This is a genomic window from Halobacteriovorax sp., assembly GCF_048381875.1.
GTDB lineage: Bacteria > Bdellovibrionota > Bacteriovoracia > Bacteriovoracales > Bacteriovoracaceae > Halobacteriovorax_A > Halobacteriovorax_A vibrionivorans.
Window position 1 is genome coordinate 1 of sequence record NZ_JBLXBP010000003.1, and the last position, 19,820, is coordinate 19,820.

A 19,820-nucleotide genomic window follows, 5' to 3' on the forward strand; every position below is an offset into this window, starting at 1 on the left:
TGCCAGGAGACAATACTTCATTCGCAGTAGATTTAATTACTCCAATTGCGATGGAAAAAGGTCTTAAGTTCGCGATCCGTGAAGGTGGTAGAACAATTGGTGCTGGTACAGTATCTGAAATTCTAGACTAATTTTATTGTATATAAAGAGGGTGGTCTTAAGGGCCACCCTTTTTTTATGAGAAAAATTGGTTGATGCGTAAAAAATATATGGCCTAGCGTAAAAATAATTTGACAATAGGCCCAAAAAACATATAAAAGTCAAATTCAACTTTTAAAATTGATTAATAGGATGTGTATGAAAGCTTCTAAGTTAAGAATTAAATTGCGCGCATATGATCACAAGCTTCTTGATAGCTCTGTAGATGAGATCGTTCAAACAGCTAAAGAAACAGGCGCTAGAGTAGCGGGACCAATCCCATTACCAACAGAAATTAATAAATTTACTGTTCTTAGATCACCTCACAAAGATAAAAAATCTCGTGAGCAATTTGAAATGAGAACACACAAGAGACTAATTGATATTGTTGATCCAACTCAACAGACTGTTGATAGCCTAATGAAATTAGATCTATCAGCTGGTGTTGACGTTGAAATCAAGTACTAGTATAAACTAAAAAAAATTTATTATTAACCATGCATGCATCTCTTGGAGAAGAGTGATGCTGTGGAGGCAAAATGACAGAAGAAACTCAAGCAGTTGAGACAGCTGCTACTGAATCATCTAGTTCACTAGCTCTTAATACTATCTATGGTGTTAAAGCTGGTATGACAAGAATCTTTGATGAAGCTGGTAACCACGTTCCAGTAACAGTAATCAAACTTATTCCTAATAAAGTAACTCAAGTTAAGACTCTAGATAAAGATGGGTACGAAGCTTACCAAGTTGGTTACTACGAAAAAAGAGAAAAACTACTTAATAAAGCAACTAAGGGTCACCTTAAGTCAGCTAACGTTGAGAATAACTTTGTAAGATTTGCAGAAGTTGCAGCTCAAGGTGTAGATGCTGCTAACTTAGGTAAAGATCTTTCAGTTGAGTCATTTGAAGCTTCTACATATGTTGACGTAACAGGAACATCTAAAGGTAAAGGTTTCCAAGGTCAAATGAAGAGACACAACTTTAAAGGTGGACCTGCAACTCACGGTTCGAAATTCCACAGACGTGGTGGTTCGATCGGTAACAGAGCGACTCCTGGTAAAGTTTGGAAGAACAAAAGAATGCCTGGGCACATGGGTTGTGAAACAAAAACAATTCAAAACATCAAGGTTGTTGAAGTTAATCAAGATAAAGGATACATGCTACTTAAGGGATCAGTTCCTGGTTCAAAAAATGGTTTTGTAAGAATCGCAAAAGCACTTAAGAAGTAATAGTAGACTGAGGTAATAGTTATGAGTGATGTAACAGTATTAAATGCAAAATTAGAAGAAGCAGGAAAGCTTACTACAAACGTAAGTCTTACTGCTGAAGATATTAACATGGCAGCTGTACACCAAGTTGTTAAAGCTACTCTAGCGGGAAGAAGACAAGGTAATGCTTGTGTTAAAGGTCGTTCAGATGTTAGCGGTGGTGGTATTAAGCCATTCAAACAAAAAGGTACAGGTAGAGCACGTCAAGGTTCTATTAGATCGTCTCTTATGGTAGGCGGTGGAACTGTTCACGGTCCTAGCCCAAGAAGCTACGTTCAAAAAGTTAATAAGAAAATGGCAAAGGTTGCTATTCAATCTATTCTTGCTGACAAACTCCAAGCAGGAAAGTTGACAGTAGTAGATACGATTGAATCAACTGGTAAAACTAAAGAAATGTACAATCTTTTAAATGGTAAAGGTTTACTACCGGCTTTAGTAGTAACTGCTGATAAAAACTCACCAGCTCTTAGAGCAGTGAAGAACTTACAGTGGGGTAAAGGGATGGCCGTTGAAGGTTTCTCTGTATACGAAGCGGTTAAATTCGAAAACCTAGTTATTGAAAAGAGTGCATTAGAAACCCTATTAAATAAGTTGGTGTAATTATGGCGACGTTAGAAAATGTATTAAAGAAACCACTTATCACTGAAAAGACTTCTGTAGCTACAGATAACTACAACAGATTTGGTTTTGTTGTAGATCTTAAAGCTAACAAGCATCAAATTAAGAATGCAGTTGAAGCGCTTTATGATGTGAAAGTATTAAATGTAAAGACAAACATCACTCCAGGTAAAATTAAAAGAGCTGGTAAAGGTGTAAAAAAGACTAGTAAATTCAAGAAGGCTTTCGTTCAATTAGCGGAAGGTCAAAAGATTGAATTTTTTAAAGGTGTTTAACTAGTTAGCTGAGGAAATTATGGGTATTAAAAGATTTAAACCAACAACTCCTTCACTAAGAAAGATGCAAGTCCTAAATAGTGATGAGTTAACAAAAGATGTAAAGCCGGTTAAAGGTCTAACATCAGTTAAGAAAAATTTTGCAGGTAGAAATAACTCTGGACGTATCACTGTTAGACACAGAGGTGGTGGAGTTAAGAGAAGATATAGAATTATCGACTTCAAAAGAAACAAAATGGATATCCCTGCAACAGTTCAAGCGATCTCATATGATCCAAACAGAACTTGTAATATCGCACTTATCGCATACCACGATGGTGAGAAGAGCTACATCCTAGCTCCTCTTGGACTTAAAGTAGGTGATAAAGTTATCGCATCTGCAGATGCAGATATTAAAGTAGGAAATGCTAAGAAGCTTAAGGACATTCCAGTTGGTACTCTTGTACACAACGTTGAAATGTACCCAGGAGCTGGTGGTCAATTAGCACGTTCTGCAGGCTCTTACGTACAAATCATGGCAAAAGAGGGTAAGTTTGCTCTTCTTAGAATGCCATCAGGTGAGCTTAGAAAAGTTGAATTAGTATGTATGGCAACAATTGGTCAGGTAGGTAACCTAGATCACGAAAAACGTAACATTGGTAAAGCTGGACGTAAGAGAAAGCTTGGATTTAGACCAACTGTACGTGGTGTTGCTATGAACCCAGTTGATCACCCACACGGTGGTGGTGAAGGTAGAACTTCAGGTGGACGTCACCCAGTTTCACCATGGGGAACACCAACTAAGGGTTACAAGACTAGAACTAATAAGAGAACTGATAAGTTCATCGTTAAGAGAAGAAAGTAGTAGGAGATTAATATGGCCCGTTCACTTAAAAAAGGACCATTTGTTGATATTAGCTTAATGAAAAAAGCTCTACAAATGCAAGAAGAAGGTAATAAAGGTAACAAAGTGATCAAGACATGGTCTAGAAGATCAACGATTGTTCCTGAGTTTATTGGACTTACATTTGCCGTTCACAACGGTAAGAAATTCATACCAGTTTATGTTACAGACAATATGATCGGACATAAGTTAGGTGAATTTGCACTTACAAGAACTTACTATGGTCACGGTGCAGATAAGAAAGGCAAGAAAAAGTAGTTAAGTTACAGTTGAATAAGGAGAAGGTCAGATGGCCATTACAGTTAGAAACAGTAGAGTTGGTATCGCGCCAAGAAAAGTAAGACAGGTTTGCGATCTAATTAGAAAGAAGAAAGCTTCTGAAGCGTTAAAGATTTTACGTTTCCAAGAGAAGAAAGAAATTGCACTTGTTTTAACAAAATTAATTAATAGTGGATTAGCAATCGCAGCTGATTCTGAAAAATATGATTTAGACAACTTAGTTGTTTCAATCATTAAAGCGGACGAAGGTCCAACTTTAAAGCGTATCCAGCCAAGAGCTCAAGGTCGCGCATTCAGAATTAGAAAAAGAACTAGTCACATAACAGTTGAACTAAAAGAAGCATAGGATAAATTATGGGACAAAAAGTACATCCATACGGTTTTAGATTAGGTTATATTAAGTCATGGCACTCAAATTGGTTTGCTAACGATCAAGAATACGGTGAAACACTTCACGAAGATCTTGCAATTAGAAACTACATTGAAAAGAACATGAAGAATGCTTCTGTAGCTAACATCGAGTTATCAAGAACTTCAAACCAGGTTAAGGTTACTGTTTATACAGCTAAGCCAGGTGTAGCAATTGGTAAAAAAGGCGCAGGAATTGAGAAAATTAGAAACGACCTTAAGAAACTTACTAAAGGGACTCTAATCTTCAATATTGCAGAAGTTAAAAGACCAGATGCAGAAGCAAAGTTAATTGCTGAGAATATCGCAGGTCAGCTTGAGAAACGTGTAGCTTTCAGAAGAGCAATGAAGAAAGTTATGCAGTCAGCATTCAGAGCTGGTGTTAAAGGTATTCGTGTTAGAACAGCAGGTCGTTTAGGCGGAGCTGAGATGGCAAGAGCAGAAGGTTATACAGAGAGAAAAGTTCCTCTACACACTCTTAGAGCAGATATTGATTACAACACTGCTGAAGCACAAACAACATACGGTATTATCGGTGTTAAAGTTTGGGTTTATAAGGGTGAGATTTACAAGTAGTTGGAAATTCGTTAATGAATTGAATTTATTGAGGTAAATATGTTAAGTCCAAAAAAAGTAAAGTGGCGTAAGCAGCAGAAAGGAAGAATGAAAGGGAAAGCAAACCGTGGAAATACTATCACGTTCGGCGAATTTGCTATACAAGCCCTGTCATGTGGGTATATAACTAACCGTCAGATTGAAGCTGCCCGTATTGCAATGACAAGAAAGATCAAAAGAGGTGGTAACGTTTGGATCAAAATCTTTCCAGATAAAGTCCTAACTAAGAAGCCAGCTGAAGTTCGTATGGGGAAAGGTAAAGGTTCTCCAGATTCTTGGGTTGCAGTAGTAAAACCAGGAAGAGTAATGTTTGAAATTAAGCATACTGATCCTGAGCTAAGTAAACAAGCACTTAAGCTTGCTATGTACAAGCTGCCTGTTAAAACTAGAATCATTTCTAGAGAGCAACAGGAACTTTAATCGTTAGAGGAAGTTATGCAAAAGTTAGATTATAAAGAAGTAAGCGGTTTAAGCGGTAAAGAAATTGATGCAAAAGTTACTGAAATGAGAAGAGCTATCTTCGATATGAACATGTCAAAAGCGACAAGTGGAATCGAAAAGCCTCATCAGCTAAAAATTGCAAAAAAGAATATTGCTAAATTATTAACAGCAAAGAAAGCTAAAGGTGAATAACCATGAGTACAAAAACGTTTAAAAGAAAGCTAGATGGTGTAGTTGTTTCTGTAAAGAATGATAAAACTGTAGTTGTTAACGTTGCTAGACGTTTTAAGCACCCTGTATACAGTAAGTTCGTTACAAAAACTAAGAAATACCATGCTCATAACGAAAGTTTTGAAGCAAGTCTAGGTGACAATGTAACAATTATTGAAAGTAAACCTTATTCAAAACTCAAAAAGTGGGAACTGTTAAAGGTAAATAAGTAATGGCTTAATAAGCCTATTTTAGGAGTTAGAAATGATTCAGATGCAAACTAAGTTAGAAGTTGCTGATAACTCTGGAGCTAGAGAAGTAAAGTGTATCAAGGTTCTTGGTGGTTCAAAAAGAATGAACGCAAATCTTGGTGACATTATTGTAGTAGCAGTTCAGCAAGCTCTTCCAGGTGGAAAAATTAAAAAGGGTGACGTTAAGAAAGCAGTTATCGTTAGAACTAAGTACCCAATTAGAAGAGAAGATGGTTCTTACATCAGATTTGATAAGAACAGTGTTGTAATTCTAAATAATAACAATGAACCAGTAGGGACACGTATTTTTGGTCCTGTAGCTAGAGAATTAAGAAACAGAAGTTTCACTAAGATCTGTTCTTTGGCCCCGGAAGTTCTATAATCAAGGTTCAGTGAGGAAGTTATGCAAAAGCTAAAAGTTAATGATAATGTTGTAGTTTTAACAGGAAAAGACAGAGGCAAAACTGGTGAAGTTAAGAAAATTAATTTCAAGACCAAAGTTGTTTATGTTGGTGGTGTTAATCTAGTAAAAAAAGCAATTAAACCAACTCAAGAGAACCCAGCGGGCGGTATCGTTGATATCGAAGCGCCTCTTCACATCTCTAATGTTGCTGTTGTAAGCCCAAAAACAAAAAAGGCTACAAGAGTAAGATTTGAAGAAAAAGATGGAAAGAAAGTTAGAGTCGCTGTTTCTTGTGGATCAGAACTGAGTTAAGGGTAGAGGCAGATATGAGTAGATTCAGAAAACTTTATAATGATGAAATTAAAAATAAAATGACTGAGAAGTTTGGTTATAAGAATGTTAACCAGATTCCTAAGCTAGAAAAGATAGTGGTTAACTGTTGTACAAGAGACGCAGTTACTAACTCTAAAGTTGTTCAGTCGATTGTTAAGGATCTTGGAACTATTACTGGTCAAAAGCCAGTTGTTGCAAAGGCTAGAAAGTCTGTTGCAGGTTTCAAAGTTAGAGAAGGTATGCCTCTAGGTGCAAATGTTACTCTTCGTGGTGAGAGAATGTACGAATTCCTTGATAGACTTGTTAATATTACTCTTCCAAGAGTTCGTGACTTTAGAGGTGTTTCTTCTAAAGGTTTCGATGGACAGGGTAATTATACTTTAGGTTTAAAAGAGCAGATTATTTTCCCAGAAATTTCTTACGATCAAATTGATAAAGTAAGAGGTCTAGGAATCTCAATCGTAACAACTGCTGGAAACAACGAAGAAGGTAGAGAGCTACTAAACCTTTTTGGTATGCCTTTCAACAAGTAATAGAGGATATAGTAATGGCTAGAAAAGCGAAAATTGAAAGTAACAAGAAAAGAGCTAAGCTTGCTGAAAAATATGGTGCTTTAAGAAAAGAACTTAAGGCTGCTATCATCAACGAAAAACTTTCTGATGAAGAGAGATTTGAAGCGATGATCAGACTTCAAAAGCTTCCAAGAAATTCAGCTCAAATTAGAGTAAGAAATAGATGTGAACTGACTGGTCGTCCACGTGCTTTCTATAGAAAGTTCAGATTATCAAGAATTCAATTTAGAGAGTTAGCACTTAAAGGGATGATCCCAGGTGTAACTAAGTCAAGCTGGTGATGGTAGAGGAGACGAGATTATGATGACTGATCCTATTTCAGATATGTTAACAAGAATTAGAAATGCAATTAATGCTGGACACGATAGAGTTGAGTTCCCAGCATCAAAAATGAAAGCTGGTGTTTGTAAAGTTATGAAGGACGAAGGATATATTCGTTCATTCAAAATTATTGCAAAAAGCCAGTCAGATATAAGAATTAAAGTACTACTAAAAGATAACGCTATTGTTGGTCTTCAAAGAGTATCTAAGCCAGGTCTAAGACAGTACCGTGGTTATAAAGATATCTCTAGAGTAATCAGTGGTCTAGGTACTTCAATCCTATCAACTTCTAAAGGAATTATTTCTGATAGAGAAGCGAGAGCGACAAAAGTTGGTGGTGAAGTAATCTGTAATATTTGGTAGTAGGGAGCGAGTAATGTCACGTGTAGGAAAAAACCCGGTAATAGTTCCTGAGAAAACTCAGGTATCAATAAACGGTACAACAGTATCGGTTAAAGGGCCTAAAGGTGAACTAGAGTATACTTTTAATAATTTAGTAACTCTTTCACATGAAGGTAACGAAGTAAAAGTAAACCCAATTGACGAGTCAAAAAAGTCTCGTGCAATGTGGGGTACAGCAAGACAAATCATCTCTAACATGGTAACAGGTGTTACTGATGGTTTTACAAGAAAGCTTGAGTTCAACGGTGTTGGTTACAAGGCGTCAGTAAGTGGAAACACAATGACACTTAACCTTGGTTACTCTCACCCAATCGAGTACGTTCTTCCAGAAACAGTTGCTGCAAAAGTAACTAAGAATGAGATTGAACTTACTGGACCAAATAAAGAGCTTCTTGGATTTGCTGCTGCAAAAATCCGTTCATTCAGACCACCAGAGCCATATAAAGGTAAAGGTGTTAAATACGCTGAAGAGCACATTGTTAGAAAAGCTGGTAAATCTGGCGGTAAGTAATAAATATGTAGCCTGAGAATGGCCCGCGGTTAGGGCCTAGGGTGAGGAGACTAAAATGATTAGAAAACCTTATGGTAAAGCTGGTAAAGCAAGTACAGCTAGAAGAATTAGAAGAAAACTTGCAATTCGTAAAAAAGTTGTTGGTAATGCAGAGAGACCACGTCTATCTGTAAACCGTACAAACAAGCACATCACTGTACAAGTTATTGATGATGAAGCTAACAAGACTCTTTTCAGTGTTCAAACTTATGGTAAGAACGCAGTAGAAGGAAAGTGTAATGTTGCAGGTGCTCAACTTGTAGGTGCTAAACTTGCTGAAAACTTAAAAGCTAAGAATATTTCAACTGCTGTTTTCGACAGAAATGGACTTAAATACCACGGTGTAATTAAAGCTGTTGTTGAATCTGCTAGAGAAAATGGAATTCAAATTTAGGAGTAAGTGATGTCTGAAGAAAATAAAAGCGTTGAAAAAACAGTAAAAGCAGAACCTAAGAAGAAAGCTTCTAAAAGAGCTCCATCTAAAAAACGTCAAAATAATAACGGAATGGATGTTGAGCTTGAGGAAAGAGTTGTTGCTGTAAACAGAGTTGCAAAGGTTATGAAGGGTGGTAGAAGATTTTCTTTTAGTGCTCTAATGATCGTTGGTGATAAGAAAGGTCGCGTTGGTTTTGGTCTAGGGAAAGCAAAAGAAGTTCCTGAAGCAATCAGAAAAGCAACACAAGCGGCTCAAAAAAGTATGATTTCAGTACCTGTTGATGGTGGAACAATCCCACATACAGTTATGGGTGAGTTTGATGCTGGTCAGATCCTTTTCAAGCCTGCCGCAGAGGGGACAGGGGTTAAGGCTGCTGGTGCATGTCGTTCAATTCTTGAGCTTGCAGGTGTTAAAGACGTTCTAACTAAGTCACTTAGAGGTAATAACCCACACAATATCGTTAAGGCGACATTTGATGCTCTAGCACAACTAAGATCAGTTGAAGAAGTTGCAAGAGTACGTGGTAAAGAAGCTAAGGGCTTAAGAATTAAAGGTTAATTGAGGTTGATATGACAGCGAAAACAATTACAGTTACATTGAAGAAAAGTACTATTAAGTGCAACGAAAAGCAAAAAGCTACAGTTAGAGGTCTAGGACTTAGAAAAACAGGTACATCTAAGACTTTAGAAAATACATCAGCTGTTAGAGGAATGATCAAAAAGGTAATTCACCTTTTAGACATCCAGGAATAAGAGGTAGATATGTTAACTTTAAATAACTTAAAAAGCCCAAAGGGTGCACATAAGAACATCAAGAGAATTGGTCGTGGACAAGGTTCAGGACAAGGTACTCAAGCTGGTAAAGGTCATAAAGGTCAAAAAGCTCGTGCCGGTGGTGGTGTAAGAACTGGTTTCGAAGGTGGGAACATGCCATTATACATGCGTCTACCAAAGAGAGGATTTTCTAACGCTCCATTTAAAACAGTATATGCTGAAGTTTCTCTAGCTACTCTAGAAGCGAAATTTGATGGCGGAGACGTTACAAAAGAAGCTTTAATTGAGAAGGGTATTCTTAAGGGTGCGGATAAAAGACGTCCTGTGAAAATTCTTGCTAACGGAGAGCTTTCAAAATCGTTAAATTTTGTTAATATTGAAAAGTTTTCTAAGAGTGCACAAGAAGCAATCGAGAAAGCTGGTGGAAAAATAGCAACAAAATAAAAAGGATCGTCTGATGTCAAATGCTCATGGAAGACTTGAAGAGCTTAAGAAAAAAGTCTTTTTTACTTTTTTATTATTAGTAGTATATAGATTGGTTGCGCAAATCCCTGTTCCAGGGGTTGATGCGCAAGCAATTTCTTCATATTTTGCAGAATCTGGAGGCGGAGGTCTTTTCGATCTAATCAACACTTTTAGTGGTGGTGCCTTCAAGAGATTCTCAGTTTTAGCACTGGGGATTATGCCTTATATTACTACTTCTATTATCTTTTCTCTTCTTGGTGAGGTAATTCCTCAAATCCAAGAGATGCAGGAAGACTCAGAAGGACAAAAGAAAATACAAAAATGGACTAGGTATGCAACAGTAATACTCTGTTGCATACAGGGTTACTCAATGGCCGCTGTGTTTGAAACATTTGTTTCACCTGGTGGTGCTAGAGTTATTCCTGATCCAGGTATGCTATTTAGAGTTGTTACAATGATTACTCTAGCTGCAGGGACAATGTTTCTCCTATGGCTAGGTGAGAGAATCACTGAATTTGGACTCGAAAATGGTGTATCACTAATTATTTTTGCTGGTATTGCAGTTGAGCTACCAACAGAAGTAATTCAGAAAATAACATTATTTAGAAACGGTGAAATGGGTGGTTTAGAACTACTAACTTTCGCTGCTGTAATTGTTGTTGCATTCTTCGTGGTTGCGTTTATTGAAAGAGCCTTTAGAGCTATTCCAGTACAATATGCTAAAAGAGTTGTTAACAACAGAGTTTACGGAGGGAATCAAACACTTCCGATGAGAGTTGATACTGGTGGAGTTATGCCTCCTATCTTAGCATCTTCTCTACTTGCTGCACCTGCAACTTTTGCGACATTTATCCCAGCTGATAGTGCGTTTAAGCCATACTTTGATACTATTCAACAAAGTTTATACCCAGGGCAGTTACTATTTAATATCTTGTTTGGAGCTTTGATTGTGTACATGACTTATTTCTATGCACCAATTCAGTTCAAAACTAAGAAAATTTCCGAAATGCTACAAAAGAATAATGCATTCATCCCAGGAATTAGACCTGGTGATAAAACTAAAGAATATCTAGATACACTTTTAAATCGTATGTCATTCTTTGGGGCCTTATTCCTTATTGTTGTTTGTATTGTGCCTTCTTTAATTACAGGAGCTCAAACACGTTTCGGTGGAACATCTATGCTGATCCTTGTTTCAGTTTCAGTTAGAGTAATGATGAATGTGCAATCGTTTATGTTTGCTGACAAATATGAGTCATCATATAAGTCTAAAGGTAAATATAACGGAAATAACAGAAGGTTCTAGTCAATATGTCGCCACAGTTAATACTTATTGGAGCACCCGGTTCAGGTAAAGGTACTCAAGCTAAAAAGATTGTAAACGAACTTGGTTACAATCATGTTTCTACAGGTGATCTTCTGCGTGCAGAAGTTGCTAAAGGAAGTGAGCTAGGTACTAAAATCAAAGAAGTAATGGACTCTGGTGAGTTAGTTAGTGACGAACTTGTATTAGATTTATTAAAAGCAAATTGTGCTGTTGATAAATCGACATATATTTTTGACGGTTATCCACGTAATTTAGTACAAGCTAAAGATCTTGATAGTGCTCTATTGGGTGGAGTTAAGTCATTAGCTGTTTATTTTGAAGTCAATATCGATACTTTAGTAGAGAGAATTGTAAACCGCCGTGTCGCTCCTAAGAGTGGTGAGATTTACAATCTTAAAACTAAGCCACCGAAAGTTGATGGAAAATGTGATGTAAGTGGTGAAGATCTTGTGCATCGCAAAGATGATAATGAAGAAACTGTAAGAACAAGAATGAAGGTTTTTACAGACAATATTGAGCCTGTACTTGAGTATTATGAGTCACAGGGAAGACTAGTTAAGGTAGACGCAACCAAAGACCTTGACGCTATTTTTGAAGATATAAAAAAAGTTGTTAAATAATTTATAAATAAGTGATTGAGCTTGCAATATGGCCATGAGTCATATATAAGCAATTACTTTAGGTTTTTAGTATATGAGTAATCAGGAAACTATTGAGGTTGAAGGGGAAGTTACTGAGCTTCTTCCTAATACTAAATTTAAAGTCAAGCTACCGAATGGACATTCGGTAATTGCCCACATTAGTGGAAAAATGAGAATGCACTTTATTAAAATTTTACCTGGAGATAAGGTCCTTGTTGAAATCAGCAAGTATGATCTAACGAAGGGAAGAATTACATATAGAAGTAAAAAACGCTAGTGTAGTAGAACATACGAGGTAGTTATGAAAGTTAGAGCATCAGTGAAACCGATGTGTAAAGATTGTAAAGTTATTAAAAGAAAAAACGTACTTAGAGTTGTATGTAAAAACCCTAAGCACAAGCAAAGACAAGGCTAATTAATAGGAAGGAGTGTAGCTATGGCGAGAATTCTTGGTGTTGATATTCCTAGAAATAAGGTAATGAGAATTGCCCTGCAATCTATTTATGGTGTAGGACCAAAGATTGCTAAGGAAGTATTAGAAAAAACAAACATCGATTTAAACAAAAGTTCAAACGAACTTACTGAAGAAGAAGCAAATGAAATCAGACTTGTTCTTGAAAGTGAGTACACTGTAGAAGGTGACTTAAGAAGAGAAGTTGGTCTTAACATTAAGAGACTTAAAGATTTAGGTTGTTACAGAGGTATTAGACACAGAAAAGGTCTACCGGTAAGAGGTCAAAGAACTTCTACTAATGCTCGTACTCGTAAGGGGCCAGCAGTAGCAATCGCAGGTAAGAAGTCAATTAAGTCAATGAAGTAATTGTTAGGAGTTAATGATGGTTAAGAAAACAGCTTCAAAGAAAAAAGTAAAAAAGAACATCACGAGAGGTATCGCTCATATTCAGTGTTCTTTCAATAATACAATCGTAACATTCACAGATATGAATGGTAACGCAATTTCATGGGCGTCTGCAGGTCAGCTAGGTTTTAGAGGATCTAAGAAGTCGACTCCATTCGCGGCTCAAATGGCTTCAATGGAAGCAGCCAAGAAAGCTATGGAGCACGGACTATCAAGCGTTGAAGTAAGAGTTAAAGGTCCAGGTGCAGGTAGAGAAAATGCTGTAAGAGCATTCATCGCTGCAGGTCTGAAGATTACTTCTGTTGCTGATAGGTCACCAATCCCACACAACGGATGTCGTGCACCAAAAAGAAGAAGAGTATAATTTATAGACTTATATTATTAAGGAGTTGTCTGTGGACACATTTACAGCAAAAAATTGGACAGGAATGATAAGACCAGTAGCTTTGGAAATGGATAACGATAAGCTAACTAAGACTTATGGTAAGTTCGTTGCTAAGCCACTTGAAAGAGGTTATGGACAAACTCTTGGGAACTCATTACGTCGTGTACTTCTTTCATCACTTCAAGGTGCAGCTATTGTTGCAATTAGAATTGAAGGTGTTGAACATGAATTTGGTACAATCAACAACGTAAAAGAAGAAGTTTCTGAGATTATTCTAAACCTTAAAGAGGTACACTTTAGAATTAAAGATAAAGAGCAGGTAACTCTAACTCTTGAGAAATCAGTTGAGGGTGTTGTTACTGCTGGTGATATTTCTGAATCAGCTAACGTAGAAGTTCTTAATCCTGATCACGCTATCTGTAACTTATCTACAGGTGGATCAATCAAGATGGAACTACTTGTTGCTAGAGGAAAAGGATATGTTACTGCTCTAGATAATAAAGAATCATTTGATCTTCCAATCGGTTGGGTATATCTAGATTCTCTTTTCTCACCAGTTGCACGTGTTAACTATACAGTTACTAACTCACGTGTAGGTAAGAGAACAGACTTTGATAAGCTGACTTTAGAAGTATGGACTAACGCTGGTGTTGAGCCATCTGATGCTGTTGCATACTCTGCTAAGATCCTTAGAGATCAATTAGCAGTTTTCCTAAGCTTCGAAGATGAAGAAGAAATTACAAGAATGGAAGCTAAGCCAAAGAAACAACAAAATACAGCTAATGCAGCTCTATTAAAGCCTGTTTCTGAGCTTGAACTGTCTGTAAGATCTGCAAACTGCTTGCAGAACGCAGATATTAAGTATATCTATGAGCTAGTTTCTAAAACTGAAGGTGAAATGCTAAGAACTAAGAACTTTGGTCGTAAGTCACTAAATGAGATTAAAGAAGTTTTATCTCAAATGGGACTTGGTCTAGGTATGAAAGTTGATAGCATTATGCAAGACCTGAAAGAAGAAAACTAAAAGTTGTTATAAGTTGAGGTAGAGATATGAGACATCAAAGACATAAATATAAATTAGGTGTAAGTCCATCACACAGAGTTTCTATGATTAAAAACCTTGCGTCAGAAATTATTGACCACGGTATGATTAAGACAACTCTTACTAGAGCTAAAGCTGTTAAGCCAGTTGTAGAAAAGTTAGTAACTCTTTCTAAGAACGACACAGTAGCTAATAGAAGACTTGCATTCAAAAAACTTAACGATAAAGATGCAGTAAACAAGCTTTTTACAGAGCTTGGGCCAAAGTTTAAAGAAAGAAATGGTGGTTATACAAGAATCATGAAGCTTTCTGATAACAGAGTTGGTGATAACTCTAAGATGGCTTATATTGCTTTCGTTGATTAATATTTTAATTAATTCAAACTAAAATAGGCCCATCATATTTAGGTATGATGGGTTTTTTTATTTCACATTGTATTTGCTATGAGTACTTCTTCAAAAATATCATTCATCTTTATAATTGTGGCCATAACGCTTGGTTATTCTATTTATCATAAAAATAAAATTGATACCTATGTTGATGAAAGTCGCACGTATATATTAAAAACACTCCCTAGTGTTGAGTTAACTAATTTTGAAGATAATAGTCCTGTTCAGTTACAAGATTTAGCGCAAAGCTCTAATGGTCTTGTTGTCCATTTTTGGGGAACATGGTGTGCACCTTGTGAAGCTGAATTTCCTGAATTCGTTGAGTTTGCACGTAAGCTCGAAGAAAAGAATGTAAAAGTCGTTTTCATGGCCGTTAAAGATGAGGACATGAAAATTAAAAAGTTCCTAAAAAGATTCAAAGACCTACCAAGTAATTCTATGGTTATTCATGATGTTTCTGGGATATCTATGAGTAAATTAGGGGTTGTTAAAGTTCCGGAAACTTTTGTTTTCGATTCTAACCTCGATCACCGTATTATGTTTAAGGGACCTCAAGATTGGAAGATGAGTTCATATTTCACACGTGTTCTCAACTACTTAGGGATAAATTAAACTAATAATATTTCTTTGAATTTGTCTATTTTTTCATCATTTGTAGTTAAGTTTTATTAAAATCTGCCGAAAAGTTTTACAGACTAAGCTTTGGTATATCGTTTTTGTGCCAAAAAAATAAACATCGGAGATTAACAATGATCAATTGGACTGAACTAAATGGACTACATGTTATTTCTAAGCTCGAAGAAATAATTAATAAGTGGTTTGGTGTAGAGGTATTCTATGCAGACAACCATTTTAAAATAAGAAGTGGACATAAAGATAAGGATTATGACTTTAAGAATCTTTTCTTTCAAACACAGATGTCTCTTCCGCATGGTTATGACTTTATTACGGCCGATGTAGAAAGGTTTAGTGATGAATTAAGTCAGTCTGGTGAAACGGTTATGATCTTTGATTCATATTTTCCGGGTGTGAAAATGATGGGGACAAGAATTGAAATTGAAGGTGAATATCAGGGAACTGTTTTTGCTTTTCCTTTCTTGAAAAGTACTTTCAGTGATGAAGATGAAAAAGAGCTAGTGGCCGCACTTATTGAGCATGGAGCGAGCCCAGAAGCAGCACAGGAATGTGTAAATGAAACAAGACGATTATTTCCAAGAGAAATTGAATATTTAAAAGAACTAGTTGAACTAGTTGCCGGTGAAGTAGCTACATTCCATGTCGAGATTTCTAAAAGAGAAGAAAGAATTCATATGCTGAATTCTGAACTCGGAGAAAAGTTCCGTTATCATAATATGATTGGTAAATCGAAAGCGATGCAAAAGATTTACTCTCTACTTGAAAGAATTTCTACTAGTGAATCTTCTGTACTTGTACAGGGTGAAAACGGTACTGGTAAGGAACTTGTTGCTAAAGCAATTCACTTTGCATCACCTCGTAAAGATGCTCAATTTCTAGCTGTTAACTGTTCTGCATTTAACGAGAACCTACTAGATTCTGAATTATTTGGTCACGTGAAGGGTTCTTTTACTGGTGCTCATAAAGAAAAGTCTGGTTTATTTGAGCTAGCAAATGGTGGGACATTATTCCTTGATGAAATTGGGGATACATCACTATCGATGCAAGTTAAGCTTCTACGTGTTCTTCAGGAAGGTACTTACTTACCAGTAGGTGCTGATAAGTCGAGAAGAACAGATGTGAGAATTATTGCAGCAACAAATAAAGACCTTAAAACAATGATGGCAAAAGGTGAGTTCAGAGAAGACCTTTACTATCGTATTAACGTTTTAAATGTAAATCTTCCTCCGCTAAGAGAGAGAAGAGAAGATATTCCTGTTTTAATGGAGCACTTTCTAAAGAAGAAGTGTGATGAGTCAGGTATGCCAATGAAGACTTTTTCTAAGAAGTGTATGGAAAAGATGCTTGATTATCCATGGCCAGGAAATGTTCGTCAGTTAGAAAACGAGGTTGAAAGGCTTGTTGTTCTTGCTGGTGATGATAAATCAATTACACCTGATATCCTTAGTCCACAGGTTCTAGATCACGGAGCGGCTCCAGTTGAGCAAACTAGAGGTGTTAACACATCTGGAAAACTTAAAGACGCACTTATGGAACTTGAGATTATTATGATTCGTGAAGGGCTTAAGAGATGTAACTTTAATAAATCAAAGCTTGCTAAAGAGCTTGGTATGTCTCGTGCTAGTTTAATCATGAAAGTTGATAAGTATGGACTAGATAAACGTGCGAAAGCAGGTAATGAATAGTTAAAAACTTACAATAATAAAATATAGACACTTTTGGGCCCTCAACGAGGGCCTTTTTATTTATATTCCTATAATTTCATAGACTTAACCCCCATAAAATAACGCATCGTGATTGGGCAAATTGCATTTTAAAGGTGTAATATGCACTGATAATTTAAACATGAAATTTTGAAAGAAGTTGGTGGAGGGTTTATGTCGACAACCAGTGAAAATATATTAGAAGAAAAAAGGGCCTTTCTCCTTAACAAGAGAGCTGAAGCCGAGCAAGGTGGTGGTGAAGCTAGAATTGCTAAGCAACATGACCAAGGTAAGTACACAGCAAGAGAGAGAATCGAAAGATTAGTTGATCCAGGTACATTTATCGAGTTTGATAAATTTGTTACACATCGATGTGTAAACTTTGGAATGGAAAAGAAGAAGTTTCTTGGTGATGGTGTCGTAACAGGTATTGCAGAAATTAATGGTCAAAAGATCGCTGTTTATTCTCAAGATTTTACTTGTTGGGGTGGTGCACTTGGTGAAGCTCACGCAAAGAAGATCTGTAAGATAATGGACTTCGCACTTGATAATAGAATTCCTGTAATCGGTATTCAGGACTCAGGTGGAGCACGTATTCAAGAGGGTGTTGATGCTCTTGGTGGATATGCCGAAATCTTCTATAGAAACGTAAAAGCTTCAGGTGTTATTCCTCAAATATCTTTAATTATGGGGCCTTCAGCTGGTGGTGCAGTTTATTCACCTGCAGTAACTGACTTTATCTTCATGGTAGATCAGTCATCATATATGTTCGTTACAGGTCCAGATGTTATCAAGACTGTAACTCACGAAGAAGTAACAAAAGAAGACCTTGGTGGAGCTACTGCTCACTCTGAGAAGTCTGGTGTATGTCAGTTCAAGTGTAAGGACGAAGATGAGACTTTTGAAAGAGTAAGAGAGCTAATGAGTTACTTACCGGCTTCAAACTTCAGAGCACAAGAAGACAAGTATACTTCGGATCCAGTTTATAGAGATAATACAAAACTTAAGGAAGTAGTTCCTGGTAATCCTAAGAAGCCGTATGACATGAAAGAAGTTATTCTTGATATTGTTGATGATGGGCACTTCTTAGAAGTACATAAAGACTACGCAAGAAATATCGTTGTTGGTTTCGCATCAATTGGTGGAATTAAAATTGGTATTGTTGCTAACCAACCAGAAGTTTTAGCTGGTGTTCTTGATATAGATTCATCATGTAAAGCAGCTCGTTTTATTAGATTCTGTGACTCATTTGATATTCCAATCGTTTCACTTGTCGATGTTCCAGGTTTCTTACCAGGAACAGTTCAAGAGTATGGTGGGATTATTAAGCACGGTTCTAAACTTCTTTATGCATACGCAGAAGCGACTGTTCCATTAATTACTCTAATTACAAGAAAGTCTTATGGTGGAGCGTATGATGTTATGGCATCAAAGCACATTAGAGCAGATGTTAACCTTGCTTACCCAACTGGTGAAATTGCCGTTATGGGTGCAGAAGGTGCAGTAAATATCGTCTTTAGGAATGAATTAAAAGGTCTTGAAGGTGAAGAATATGAAAAGAAAAAAGCAGAGCTAGTTGCAAATTATGAAAATAACTTTGCTAATCCATATGTAGCAGCTGAAAGAGGTTATATTGACTCTGTTATTCTTCCAGAAGAAACAAGAAAGCGTCTTTATGAATATCTAAAAGTACTTAAAGACAAAAAAGTTGATAGACCAAAACGTAAACACGGGAATATTCAATTATGATGATCAGACAGCCAAAGAATATGGAAAGAAGAGTATTAATTGCAAACCGTGGAGAGATCGCTTCTCGTGTAGCTAAGGCTTGTCGTGAACTCGGTCACACAGCAATTGGTATTTTTACAGATAATGAGCCTCAAGGGACACATCTTCAGTTTTGTGATGAATGGGTTTACCTTGAAGGTAATACAAATGCAGAGACATACCTAAATGTTGAAAAACTTGTTGCTTTAGCTAAAGAGATTAAAGCAGATGGTGTTCACCCAGGATATGGTTTCCTTTCAGAGAATAGAGATTTTGCAAATGCACTTTCTGAAGCGGGGATCACTTTTATCGGTCCACATGTTGATGCCATTAGAGTAATGGGTGATAAGGCGACGTCTAAGAAGCTAGCAAATGAAGCAGGTGTTCCTACTGTTCCAGGTACAGATCATGCTGTACCTACTGTTGATGAAGCAGTCCAAATAGCAGATAGAATTGGATATCCTGTTCTACTTAAAGCAGTTGCTGGTGGTGGTGGACGTGGTATGCGTGCATGTAATAATGAAGCTGAAGTACGTGAGCAATTTGATGCTGTTGGTAGAGAGGCCGCAGCGGCTTTTAACAATGGAGATCTACTTGTAGAGAAGCTTATTGTTAATCCTCGCCACATCGAAGTTCAAATTCTTGCAGATAAGAAAGGTAATACATTCCATTTCTTTGAAAGAGAATGTTCAGTTCAAAGAAGACACCAAAAGATTATTGAAGAAGCACCATCGCCATTTATTGGAAGTGATGAGGAGCTTCGTCAGCGTGTTTGCGAAACAGCTGTTAAGCTTGCAAAGGCCGTTGAATATGATTCGGCAGGTACAGTTGAGTTCATCATGGGTGAAGATAAGCAATTTTACTTCCTTGAGATGAATACACGTATCCAAGTTGAGCACCCAATCACTGAAGAAATTACTGGAATGGATCTTATTGTTTGTATGATTCAAGCTGCATTTGGTGATGAGTTGGGAATCCCTTCACAAGAATTCATCAGAAGATCAGGACACGCGATTGAATGTCGTATCTGTGCGGAGGATCCAATTACAATGCTTCCAGCTCCAGGTCTTGTAACAGGTTTTGAAACAAATTTCCCACAAGGAACACGTTTTGATCACTGCCTATACAAAGGATTAGAAGTTACTCCAGATTTCGATCCAATGGTAGGAAAGCTTGTTTGTAAAGGAATCGTTCGTGACGTTGCTGTAAGAAAAATGAATGCAGCACTAGATGGACTATTCATTGAAGGTCTTAAAACAAATCTTCCACTGTTAAAAGAAATTATGACAGAGAAGAACTTTGTTGATGGACATTATTCAACAGCTTACATTGGTGAAGTTGCACCTCAGAACAACGTGAAGACAGACCTTGATCATATAAAGCTATATACGATTATTGCAGGCTCTGAAGCACGTAGGATGGGTATTTAA

Annotated in this window: 33 protein-coding genes and 1 pseudogene; all 34 read left to right on the forward strand. The window is 36.9% G+C overall.

The features are described from left to right. Window positions 1–131: pseudogene (gene tuf, locus ACN5L8_RS08485) on the forward strand (elongation factor Tu); the annotation flags it as partial. Window positions 132–297: 166 nt separating this feature from the next. Further along, window positions 298–606 (forward strand): 30S ribosomal protein S10, encoded by a 309-nt coding sequence (gene rpsJ, locus ACN5L8_RS08490; protein ID WP_114705877.1) that lies wholly within the window; start codon window positions 298–300, stop codon window positions 604–606. Window positions 607–677: 71 nt separating this feature from the next. Beyond that, window positions 678–1,367, forward strand: coding sequence for a 50S ribosomal protein L3 (gene rplC / locus ACN5L8_RS08495; protein ID WP_419172822.1), 690 nt, complete (start codon window positions 678–680; stop codon window positions 1,365–1,367). 21 nt (window positions 1,368–1,388) lie between these two features. Continuing rightward, window positions 1,389–2,006 carry a 50S ribosomal protein L4 gene (gene rplD, locus ACN5L8_RS08500; RefSeq protein ID WP_419172823.1) on the forward strand — a complete coding sequence of 206 codons (618 nt, stop codon included), beginning with the start codon at window positions 1,389–1,391 and terminating at the stop codon, window positions 2,004–2,006. Window positions 2,007–2,008: 2 nt separating this feature from the next. Continuing rightward, entirely contained in the window at window positions 2,009–2,299 is a 291-nt protein-coding gene (gene rplW / locus ACN5L8_RS08505; RefSeq protein WP_114705874.1) for a 50S ribosomal protein L23, read from the forward strand. Window positions 2,300–2,318: 19 nt separating this feature from the next. After that, window positions 2,319–3,143, forward strand: coding sequence for a 50S ribosomal protein L2 (rplB, locus tag ACN5L8_RS08510; protein ID WP_419172824.1), 825 nt, complete (start codon window positions 2,319–2,321; stop codon window positions 3,141–3,143). Window positions 3,144–3,155: 12 nt separating this feature from the next. After that, complete coding sequence (gene rpsS / locus ACN5L8_RS08515; RefSeq protein ID WP_114705872.1) at window positions 3,156–3,440, forward strand: 30S ribosomal protein S19; 285 nt, start codon at window positions 3,156–3,158, stop codon at window positions 3,438–3,440. Window positions 3,441–3,471: 31 nt separating this feature from the next. Next, complete coding sequence (rplV, locus tag ACN5L8_RS08520; RefSeq protein ID WP_114705871.1) at window positions 3,472–3,807, forward strand: 50S ribosomal protein L22; 336 nt, start codon at window positions 3,472–3,474, stop codon at window positions 3,805–3,807. Window positions 3,808–3,815: 8 nt separating this feature from the next. Beyond that, complete coding sequence (rpsC, locus tag ACN5L8_RS08525) at window positions 3,816–4,445, forward strand: 30S ribosomal protein S3 (RefSeq protein ID WP_114705870.1); 630 nt, start codon at window positions 3,816–3,818, stop codon at window positions 4,443–4,445. Between the two features lie 39 nt (window positions 4,446–4,484). Beyond that, a complete protein-coding gene (gene rplP, locus ACN5L8_RS08530) occupies window positions 4,485–4,904 on the forward strand; it encodes a 50S ribosomal protein L16 (RefSeq protein ID WP_114705869.1) in 420 nt (139 codons plus the stop codon). A 15-nt stretch (window positions 4,905–4,919) separates the two neighbouring features. Next, window positions 4,920–5,117: a 50S ribosomal protein L29 gene (gene rpmC / locus ACN5L8_RS08535; RefSeq protein ID WP_114705868.1), complete on the forward strand. Its 198-nt coding sequence runs from the start codon at window positions 4,920–4,922 to the stop codon at window positions 5,115–5,117. Window positions 5,118–5,119: 2 nt separating this feature from the next. Next, on the forward strand, window positions 5,120–5,368 hold the full coding sequence (gene rpsQ, locus ACN5L8_RS08540) for a 30S ribosomal protein S17 (RefSeq protein ID WP_114705867.1): 249 nt from the start codon (window positions 5,120–5,122) through the stop codon (window positions 5,366–5,368). Window positions 5,369–5,399: 31 nt separating this feature from the next. After that, the gene (rplN, locus tag ACN5L8_RS08545; protein ID WP_114705866.1) at window positions 5,400–5,768 is read left to right on the forward strand and encodes a 50S ribosomal protein L14; all 369 of its coding nucleotides are present in this window, start codon (window positions 5,400–5,402) and stop codon (window positions 5,766–5,768) included. Window positions 5,769–5,789: 21 nt separating this feature from the next. Next, window positions 5,790–6,101, forward strand: a complete 312-nt coding sequence (gene rplX / locus ACN5L8_RS08550) for a 50S ribosomal protein L24 (RefSeq protein ID WP_114705865.1) — start codon at window positions 5,790–5,792, stop codon at window positions 6,099–6,101. Window positions 6,102–6,115: 14 nt separating this feature from the next. Further along, window positions 6,116–6,655 (forward strand): 50S ribosomal protein L5, encoded by a 540-nt coding sequence (gene rplE, locus ACN5L8_RS08555; protein WP_114705864.1) that lies wholly within the window; start codon window positions 6,116–6,118, stop codon window positions 6,653–6,655. A 14-nt stretch (window positions 6,656–6,669) separates the two neighbouring features. After that, a complete protein-coding gene (rpsN, locus tag ACN5L8_RS08560; RefSeq protein ID WP_114705863.1) occupies window positions 6,670–6,975 on the forward strand; it encodes a 30S ribosomal protein S14 in 306 nt (101 codons plus the stop codon). A gap of 22 nt (window positions 6,976–6,997) precedes the next feature. Beyond that, on the forward strand, window positions 6,998–7,378 hold the full coding sequence (gene rpsH / locus ACN5L8_RS08565) for a 30S ribosomal protein S8 (protein ID WP_334677875.1): 381 nt from the start codon (window positions 6,998–7,000) through the stop codon (window positions 7,376–7,378). A gap of 13 nt (window positions 7,379–7,391) precedes the next feature. Beyond that, complete coding sequence (gene rplF / locus ACN5L8_RS08570; RefSeq protein WP_114705861.1) at window positions 7,392–7,928, forward strand: 50S ribosomal protein L6; 537 nt, start codon at window positions 7,392–7,394, stop codon at window positions 7,926–7,928. Between the two features lie 55 nt (window positions 7,929–7,983). After that, on the forward strand, window positions 7,984–8,361 hold the full coding sequence (gene rplR, locus ACN5L8_RS08575) for a 50S ribosomal protein L18 (RefSeq protein ID WP_412473896.1): 378 nt from the start codon (window positions 7,984–7,986) through the stop codon (window positions 8,359–8,361). 111 nt (window positions 8,362–8,472) lie between these two features. After that, window positions 8,473–8,961, forward strand: a complete 489-nt coding sequence (rpsE, locus tag ACN5L8_RS08580) for a 30S ribosomal protein S5 (RefSeq protein ID WP_233500243.1) — start codon at window positions 8,473–8,475, stop codon at window positions 8,959–8,961. An 11-nt stretch (window positions 8,962–8,972) separates the two neighbouring features. Continuing rightward, a complete protein-coding gene (rpmD, locus tag ACN5L8_RS08585; protein ID WP_114705858.1) occupies window positions 8,973–9,155 on the forward strand; it encodes a 50S ribosomal protein L30 in 183 nt (60 codons plus the stop codon). Window positions 9,156–9,164: 9 nt separating this feature from the next. After that, window positions 9,165–9,620, forward strand: coding sequence for a 50S ribosomal protein L15 (gene rplO, locus ACN5L8_RS08590; RefSeq protein ID WP_114705857.1), 456 nt, complete (start codon window positions 9,165–9,167; stop codon window positions 9,618–9,620). Window positions 9,621–9,633: 13 nt separating this feature from the next. Next, a complete protein-coding gene (gene secY / locus ACN5L8_RS08595; RefSeq protein WP_114705856.1) occupies window positions 9,634–10,947 on the forward strand; it encodes a preprotein translocase subunit SecY in 1,314 nt (437 codons plus the stop codon). Between the two features lie 5 nt (window positions 10,948–10,952). Then, entirely contained in the window at window positions 10,953–11,588 is a 636-nt protein-coding gene (locus ACN5L8_RS08600; RefSeq protein WP_114705855.1) for an adenylate kinase, read from the forward strand. Between the two features lie 73 nt (window positions 11,589–11,661). Beyond that, the gene (gene infA / locus ACN5L8_RS08605; protein WP_021266177.1) at window positions 11,662–11,886 is read left to right on the forward strand and encodes a translation initiation factor IF-1; all 225 of its coding nucleotides are present in this window, start codon (window positions 11,662–11,664) and stop codon (window positions 11,884–11,886) included. Window positions 11,887–11,910: 24 nt separating this feature from the next. After that, window positions 11,911–12,024 carry a 50S ribosomal protein L36 gene (rpmJ, locus tag ACN5L8_RS08610; RefSeq protein ID WP_021276174.1) on the forward strand — a complete coding sequence of 38 codons (114 nt, stop codon included), beginning with the start codon at window positions 11,911–11,913 and terminating at the stop codon, window positions 12,022–12,024. Between the two features lie 21 nt (window positions 12,025–12,045). After that, window positions 12,046–12,429, forward strand: coding sequence for a 30S ribosomal protein S13 (gene rpsM / locus ACN5L8_RS08615; protein WP_114705854.1), 384 nt, complete (start codon window positions 12,046–12,048; stop codon window positions 12,427–12,429). A gap of 13 nt (window positions 12,430–12,442) precedes the next feature. Next, window positions 12,443–12,832 (forward strand): 30S ribosomal protein S11, encoded by a 390-nt coding sequence (gene rpsK / locus ACN5L8_RS08620; protein ID WP_233500234.1) that lies wholly within the window; start codon window positions 12,443–12,445, stop codon window positions 12,830–12,832. Between the two features lie 31 nt (window positions 12,833–12,863). Then, on the forward strand, window positions 12,864–13,877 hold the full coding sequence (locus tag ACN5L8_RS08625; protein WP_114705852.1) for a DNA-directed RNA polymerase subunit alpha: 1,014 nt from the start codon (window positions 12,864–12,866) through the stop codon (window positions 13,875–13,877). A 26-nt stretch (window positions 13,878–13,903) separates the two neighbouring features. Beyond that, complete coding sequence (gene rplQ, locus ACN5L8_RS08630; RefSeq protein WP_114705851.1) at window positions 13,904–14,260, forward strand: 50S ribosomal protein L17; 357 nt, start codon at window positions 13,904–13,906, stop codon at window positions 14,258–14,260. 78 nt (window positions 14,261–14,338) lie between these two features. Beyond that, on the forward strand, window positions 14,339–14,896 hold the full coding sequence (locus tag ACN5L8_RS08635; protein WP_120405576.1) for a TlpA family protein disulfide reductase: 558 nt from the start codon (window positions 14,339–14,341) through the stop codon (window positions 14,894–14,896). A gap of 137 nt (window positions 14,897–15,033) precedes the next feature. Continuing rightward, window positions 15,034–16,605 (forward strand): sigma-54 interaction domain-containing protein, encoded by a 1,572-nt coding sequence (locus tag ACN5L8_RS08640; RefSeq protein ID WP_120405575.1) that lies wholly within the window; start codon window positions 15,034–15,036, stop codon window positions 16,603–16,605. Between the two features lie 192 nt (window positions 16,606–16,797). After that, entirely contained in the window at window positions 16,798–18,372 is a 1,575-nt protein-coding gene (locus ACN5L8_RS08645) for an acyl-CoA carboxylase subunit beta (protein ID WP_114705848.1), read from the forward strand. Further along, window positions 18,369–19,820, forward strand: coding sequence for an acetyl/propionyl/methylcrotonyl-CoA carboxylase subunit alpha (locus ACN5L8_RS08650; protein WP_412473894.1), 1,452 nt, complete (start codon window positions 18,369–18,371; stop codon window positions 19,818–19,820). Before ACN5L8_RS08645 ends, ACN5L8_RS08650 begins: the two co-directional genes overlap by 4 nt.